This window comes from uncultured Acetobacterium sp. (assembly GCF_927416815.1).
Lineage (GTDB): Bacteria > Bacillota > Clostridia > Eubacteriales > Eubacteriaceae > Acetobacterium.
The window spans coordinates 20,904-27,563 of the sequence record NZ_CAKMJU010000113.1 but is presented as its reverse complement, the minus strand read 5'-3'; the positions used below and the strand labels follow the sequence as shown (position 1 = coordinate 27,563).

General features: G+C 45.6%; 3 protein-coding genes. All 3 read right to left on the bottom strand.

What is annotated here, in order from left to right; all coding sequences use genetic code 11:
• Window positions 1–139: 139 nt before the first annotated feature.
• A complete protein-coding gene (locus QZ998_RS14290; RefSeq protein WP_296561516.1) occupies window positions 140–1,078 on the bottom strand; it encodes a phosphotransferase in 939 nt (312 codons plus the stop codon).
• 229 nt (window positions 1,079–1,307) lie between these two features.
• Window positions 1,308–5,579, bottom strand: coding sequence for a PolC-type DNA polymerase III (locus QZ998_RS14285; RefSeq protein WP_296561515.1), 4,272 nt, complete (start codon window positions 5,577–5,579; stop codon window positions 1,308–1,310).
• A gap of 10 nt (window positions 5,580–5,589) precedes the next feature.
• On the bottom strand, window positions 5,590–6,654 hold the full coding sequence (gene ispG, locus QZ998_RS14280) for a flavodoxin-dependent (E)-4-hydroxy-3-methylbut-2-enyl-diphosphate synthase (protein ID WP_296561514.1): 1,065 nt from the start codon (window positions 6,652–6,654) through the stop codon (window positions 5,590–5,592).
• Between the last annotated feature and the right edge of the window lie 6 nt (window positions 6,655–6,660).

Here is a 6,660-nt window from a genome sequence, read left to right as displayed (position 1 = left end):
TGTGCAAGGGCTTCGGGAATTTTATTTTTCTTGATCACGTCAATAACAGCAGCCAGTTTTTTATTGAAAAACTCATGATAAATGAATTTAATTCTATTTTCGGTCACTACATTTGTGATTTTGGATTATTTTTACCGTTTTATGCGGTTTGTGAGCACTGATTTGGCTGAAATTGCTTAATTTCTATGCTTTTACTCGAAATCCGGGTTAACTCAATTTTTGACCAGTCGAAATCGAAAATCCCAACGACCTGTTCATCGAGGAATTTCACATTACCAGGATGATAGTCATTGTGGGTTGGATTATATGGCATTTTTTGTGCAAGGGCTTCGGGAATTTTATTTTTCTTGATCACGTCAATAACAGCAGCCAGTTTTTTATTGAAAAACTCATGATAAATGTTATCGTAGTCTGCTCCAGCATAATCTGTAAAGATTTGTGGCAGAGTCTCGACAAAATCGAGTATTTTAAGCTCAACCCGCTCCAGTCCCATCGGATCAAAGTCTCTAGCGGCATTGTGGAAGGTCGCCATCACTTCGGCCATACTGGCAAACTCTTTGTCCGTACAATATGGTGTCAACCAGGTATACTTGTCTTCACCCCTTAAATAGTCATAAACGGCATAATATTCGATATTTTCTTCTTCATCGCCGACGATAGGGTTCTCAACCTTGATATATCCGCGACCGTCAGCAGCTGGGATAATCCCTGCGGCGATATCTAATCCATTTTCTTTGGCAAAGGTAATCAGCGAATGCTCAAATTCGATTTCTTTTGCCTGGATCCCGGTTTTGTATTTGCGGACAAAGTATTCTTCGACCTTGCCGTTTTTTTCAACCCGAATACCGAAACTGCGATTGACATAGCCGCCAAATATTTCCAGGACTTCATTGACTTTTCCGAAATCATATTCCCGCTCAACGACTTCAACCACGCGGTTTCTTAAGAATATCTTGTCCAGCTCTTCCTGAAGACTGGTCACCCCGACGCGAATCTCCTTTAACTGCGTGTACATGAGATAGAGCTGTTCTGAACTTGTTGGTTTGAATTCCAGCATTTTTGATGTATCCATTTTCATAGTATGCTTCCCCTTTTCTTATTGTAATCGACTACTTTTGTACAGTATATAGAAATTCGACCCGGAATAAAATCAAAATTCTTGTTACCAATGGTAATATCTTGTTAATAATCGATACTATTTAATCTTTTTGACTGGCATTCAGGATTTTTTTTTATTCATCGCGTCAAAAAAATACCTCGTATATTCCTTACGAGGTATTTTTTCTTAATTTTTTTTATTAAATTGCTTAAAAAAAGGCAATCTGATTAGAAGCTGGCAACTGATTTAAACAACCCTGTTTTTCCAGTGTTTCAATCACAGACTTGCTGATCTTGGTGCGGTTTTGCAAATCTTCGCGTGACATATAGGGGCGCAGCTGGCCTTCTTCAAAGATGCGCTGGGCGGCCTTATCACCAATCCCCTCGAGGGCGTTCAGTGGCGGCAGCAGCGCATCGCCAATGATTCGAAACTGGCTGAAATGGGACTGATAGACATCGACATTTTTAAAACTATAACCGCGGCAGATCATTTCATGAGCAATCTCCAACACCGTTAATAGTGACTTTTCTTTGTTGGAGGCCTTGGTGCCCAATTCTTTAATCTGGTTCATCCGCTGCACTACCACTCCTTTTCCCTGACTGATCAGCTGGGCGTCAAACTCGCTGGCGCGAACCGAAAAGTAGGTGGCATAATAAGCCAGCGGGTAATAAACCTTGTACCAGGCAATCCGAAAGGCCATCGTCACATAGGCGGCTGCATGAGCCTTGGGAAACATGTACTTGATTTTTTTACAGGAATCAATATACCATTCCGGTACCTTGTTCTTGCGCATATCTTCTTCCCATTCGGACTTAAGTCCCTTTCCTTTACGAACCGCTTCCATAATGTTAAAGGCGGTTTTGGCTTCTAAGCCGGCATAGATCAGATAGATCATGATATCATCACGGGTACAGATCGCTTCTTTGATGGTGGCCTTTTTCTCGCGGATCAAATCCTGGGCGTTATTTAACCACACATCGGTACCATGAGACAGACCGGAAATCCGAATCAGGTCAGAAAACGCCGTCGGCTTGGTATCGAGCAACATTTCCCGAACAAAGCTGGTGCCAAATTCAGGAATCCCACAAACCCCCAATGGCGATTCAAAATCATTGTCTTTAAATTCCAGGGCTTTGGTAGAGGTGAATAAACTCATCGTTTTTTCATCGTCGAGGGGAATTCCGACCGGATCGACATCGGTAAAATCCTTGAGCATTTTAAGCATCGTCGGATCATCATGACCCAGAATATCAAGTTTTAGCAGCCGGCCACTGATCGACTCATAGGCAAAATGGGTGGTGACGGTATCGCTTTCGGTATCATCGGCGGGCCGCTGAACCGGACAAAAATCATAAATATCCTTATCGGTTGGTACCACCATAATTCCACCGGGATGCTGACCAGTGGTTTTTTTGACGCCGGCACAGCAGGAAATCACCCGCTCCAGTTCGGCCTTGGTCGCTTTAATTTCTTTTTCGTCATAGTAGTTTTTGACAAAGCCAAAGGCGGTTTTTTCGGCTATCGTCGAAATAGTTCCAGCCCGGAAAACCTTACCCTTACCAAAGAGTACCTCGGTATAGCGATGCGCTTCAGCCTGGTTTTCGCCGGAAAAATTAAGGTCAATATCGGGCTCTTTATCGCCTTCGAAGCCTAAAAAGGTTTCAAAGGGGATGTCAAAACCGTCTTTATCAAGCTTGGCACCGCAGTGCGGGCAATTGGCATCTTTTAAATCCGGCCCGACCCCGACCTCGGTGCTGTTGAAAAATTCGGAATGCTTACAGCTGGGGCAACGGTAGTGGGGTGCCAGCGGATTAACCTCGGTGATTCCACAGAGGGTGGCCACAAAGGAAGAACCCACCGAGCCCCGCGACCCGACCAGATAGCCGTCTTCCATCGAATGATAAACCAGTTTCTGGGCAATCAAATAGAGTACTGAGTAGCCGTTTCCAATGATCGAGTCCAATTCTTTTTTAATCCGCTTTTCAACGAGTTCCGGCAGCGGCTGACCAAAGAGCTCCCTAGCCCGATCTGCCACCATTTCGCGGATCTCTTCGTCGGAGCCTTCAATCACCGGTGGATAGGTGCCGTCGGGAATCGGTAGTACTGCTTCGATCATTGCACCGATTTTACGGGGATTGTCAATCACCACTTGGCGGGCGGTTTCCTCATCCAGGTAATCAAATTCATCGAGCATTTCCTGGGTGGTCCGATAATAAAGCGGTGGCTGTTTGCCAGCATCCTTAAAACCTTGACCCGTCATTAATATTTCCCGGTAAAGGGCATCTTCCTGATTGACAAAATGAACATCGCCAGTCGCCACCACCGGCTTATTCAAGCTTTTGCCGAGCTCAATAATCCGCTGATTGATTTTTTTTAAAGCTTCCTGATCCGGCAGACTATTATTATCAATCAGGTATTGGTTATTTCCCAGCGGTTGGATTTCCAGATAGTCATAAAAGCTGGCGATTTGCTGGATCTCATCCTGAGACTTATTATGAACCATTGCAGTGAACAATTCGCCCGCTTCACAGGCCGAACCCAGTAGCAGATTTTCGCGGTTTTCGGCCAGCAGCGATTTGGGAATCCGCGGTTTTTTATAAAAATAATTAAGATGCGCTTCAGATACGATCCGATACAAATCCTTAATTCCGGCCTGGTTTTTGGCATAAATAATAATATGGTTGGTGGCATTCAGGCGGATACTCCGTTCTCGACTAGACAGGGTATTAAGGGTCTGGATCGTGGTGCAGCCTTTTTTCTCAGCCAGATCCAAAAGCTTGACAAACACCTTGGCCGAGGCAGCCGCATCATCTAAGGCCCGGTGATGATTTTGAATCGCGATTTTAAAATGCGAGCATAGTTTTTTCAGGTTATGGCGGTTGATCTGGGTTAGCAGACAGCGGGACATGGCCAGCGTATCGACGGCCGTATTTTCGCGGTAAATGCCGTGGTCGGCTAAGGCTTTATTTAAAAAGCTCATATCAAAAGCAGCATTGTGGGCAACCAGAATCGTCTCGCCGGAAAATTCCAGAAATTTCGCCAGCGCCTCCCGCTCATCCATTCCATCAGCCACCATTTGATTGGTAATATTGGTCAGCTTAGTAATAAATGCCGGTATTTCACAATGGGGATTCACTAACGTCGAAAAGCTGTCAACGATTTGCTTGTTTTTAATCCGTACCGCAGCAATTTCAATGATCTTGTGATTCCCTGCGACCAGACCAGTGGTTTCTAAATCAAAAAAAGTAAATTCGCCACAGAAGTCCTGATCCTGATCGCCGTAAACCATGTTAAGCTGGTCTTCCACCAGATAGCCCTCGACCCCATAGAGGACCTTGATTTTTTTCTGGCGGCCCAGTTCCATCATTTCCGGATAGGCCTGCAAAACCCCGTGGTCGGTGATGCCAATGATATCATGGCCAAAGTTGGCCGCCTGCTTCATAATCTGCTCAACCTTACTGACCGCATCCATAGCGCTGAACTGACTATGGAGATGAAGCTCGACCCGTTTGACCGGGGCATCATCGGTTTTTATGGTTTCTTGGGAAAGGTTGATATTGCGGGGATAAAACATCATTTCCTGGGAATACTCGTCATAATTGATCTTGCCTTCGACCAGATACCAGTTGCCTTCTTTAATGCCGGCAATGACTTCTTCCTTGTCGGTAAAGATTTTACAGGTAATGCTGTTGGTGTTATCGGTAATATTAAAGGTCAGCAGGGTCTTATTATTCTTTAGCGGCCGGGTATTGACCCCAAAAACCCAGCCCTTAATGACCAGACTTTTTCCTTCGGATTCGCCATTAATATTAAAATCGACATTTTTGAGCCATTCCCAGGTATGTGTTATTTTTTTTCCGGTGACCACATCGCCAGGTTTTTCAGCCTTGGGAAGCTTGGTCTGACCGGATCCATTGGTTGAACCACTTGAGCTGGCACTGTTAGTAACTGGTTTGATAGCCGCTAACCTTTTTTCCAGATCCTGCTGGCTTTTTTCAGCCACCGAATCCTCATCGGTGAAACGCACCACCAATTCAGCTTCCAGACCATAATGGTCTGCGATTAGTCGCTTGAAACGGCTGGAAAAAATTGCCAGCGCTTCGCCATCGATTTCCCCGGTCGATCGGCCTCTGACGTAAAAGGTGTTGCCTTCGGCAATCAGGGTATTAATCAGCAGGATATTGGTTATCTTCTGATTGATCCCCACCAGTAACTGACTGACCCCTTTACCATCGGTGGCCAGCAGATGCGCGCCATCTTGATATTTGAGCGGGGCAACTTCAATCTGCAGGGCTTTGGCATAATCGAAAATTTCCTGCATTTCGGTTTTAATAAATTCAGTATCGGCTTGCTTTTTAGGGCTGGAAAATTTAAAAATCAATTCCCCTTTACTGGAATTGATTTTTATACTTTCGGTAATCAGATGATAATCCGCTATTATTTTCTTAAATCGTTCTTGTCGTCGGGTTAAAATACTCAAAGATCTCGCCTCACATTTTTTCTATTTCTTCTAATAACACCGAGATGATTTCAGCCTCGGTTATGCTCTTGATAATTTCACCCTTTTTAAACAACACCGCCTTATTTTTCCCGCCGGCAATGCCAATGTCAGCGGCCTTGCCTTCGCCGGGACCATTGACAATACAGCCCATCACGGCCACCCGAAGGTCTTTTTCAACGTGTCGTAATTGCCGGTCAATCTCCTGAGCAATGCCGATTAAATCAATTTCGGTGCGTCCGCAGGTGGGACATGAGATGACTTCCACTCGAGGTCGTCGGCCGGTGTATAAACCGATGCCGCGGAGAATATCACGGGCTACATCGATTTCTTCGAGCGGATCTCCGGTAATCGATACCCGCAAGGTATCCCCCAACCCATTAAGCAATAGATAGCCAATCCCCATCGCTGATTTAACCGCCGAGCTTCGTAGGATTCCAGCCTCGGTGATTCCCAGATGCAGCGGATAATCATACAGGTCAGCCAACCTTTCATATGACTCAATCGTAAACCGGACATCCGAAGCCTTCATCGAAACCACGATCTCATTAAAACCAGCATCTTCGAGAATCCGGATATGTCGCTGCGCTGATTCGACCATCCCAGCTGGGGTGGCTTGGCCATCATACTTGGCTAAAATTTCTTTTTCCAGGGAACCGGCATTCACCCCGATTCGAATCGGGATGCCGCGTTCGTTGGCCATCGCAACAATTTCCCGGATGCCTTTTTCGGAACCAATATTGCCCGGATTGATGCGCAGCTTATCGACCCCATTTGCGATGGCCGTCAGCGCCAGCTGATAATCAAAATGAATATCCGCCACCAGCGGAATATTGATCTTCTTTTTAATATCGGCAATGGCATTGGCGGCCGCTTGATCGGGAACGGCAACTCGGACTATCTCACAGCCGGCCGATTCAAGGGCATTAATTTGCGCAACCGTAGCGACACTGTTTCTGGTGTCGGTATTGGTCATCGACTGGATCGCTATCGGATTTTCACCCCCAATGGCAATTGTTCCAATCCTTACTAGCCGAGTTTTTTTTCGATTTTTCATGCCATT

Bases quoted from the DNA above. Each gene is read 5' to 3' on its own strand.
- QZ998_RS14290 (WP_296561516.1), bottom strand. From the start codon at position 1,078: ATGAAAATGGATACATCAAAAATGCTGGAATTCAAACCAACAAGTTCA.
- ispG (WP_296561514.1), bottom strand. From the start codon at position 6,654: ATGAAAAATCGAAAAAAAACTCGGCTAGTAAGGATTGGAACAATTGCC.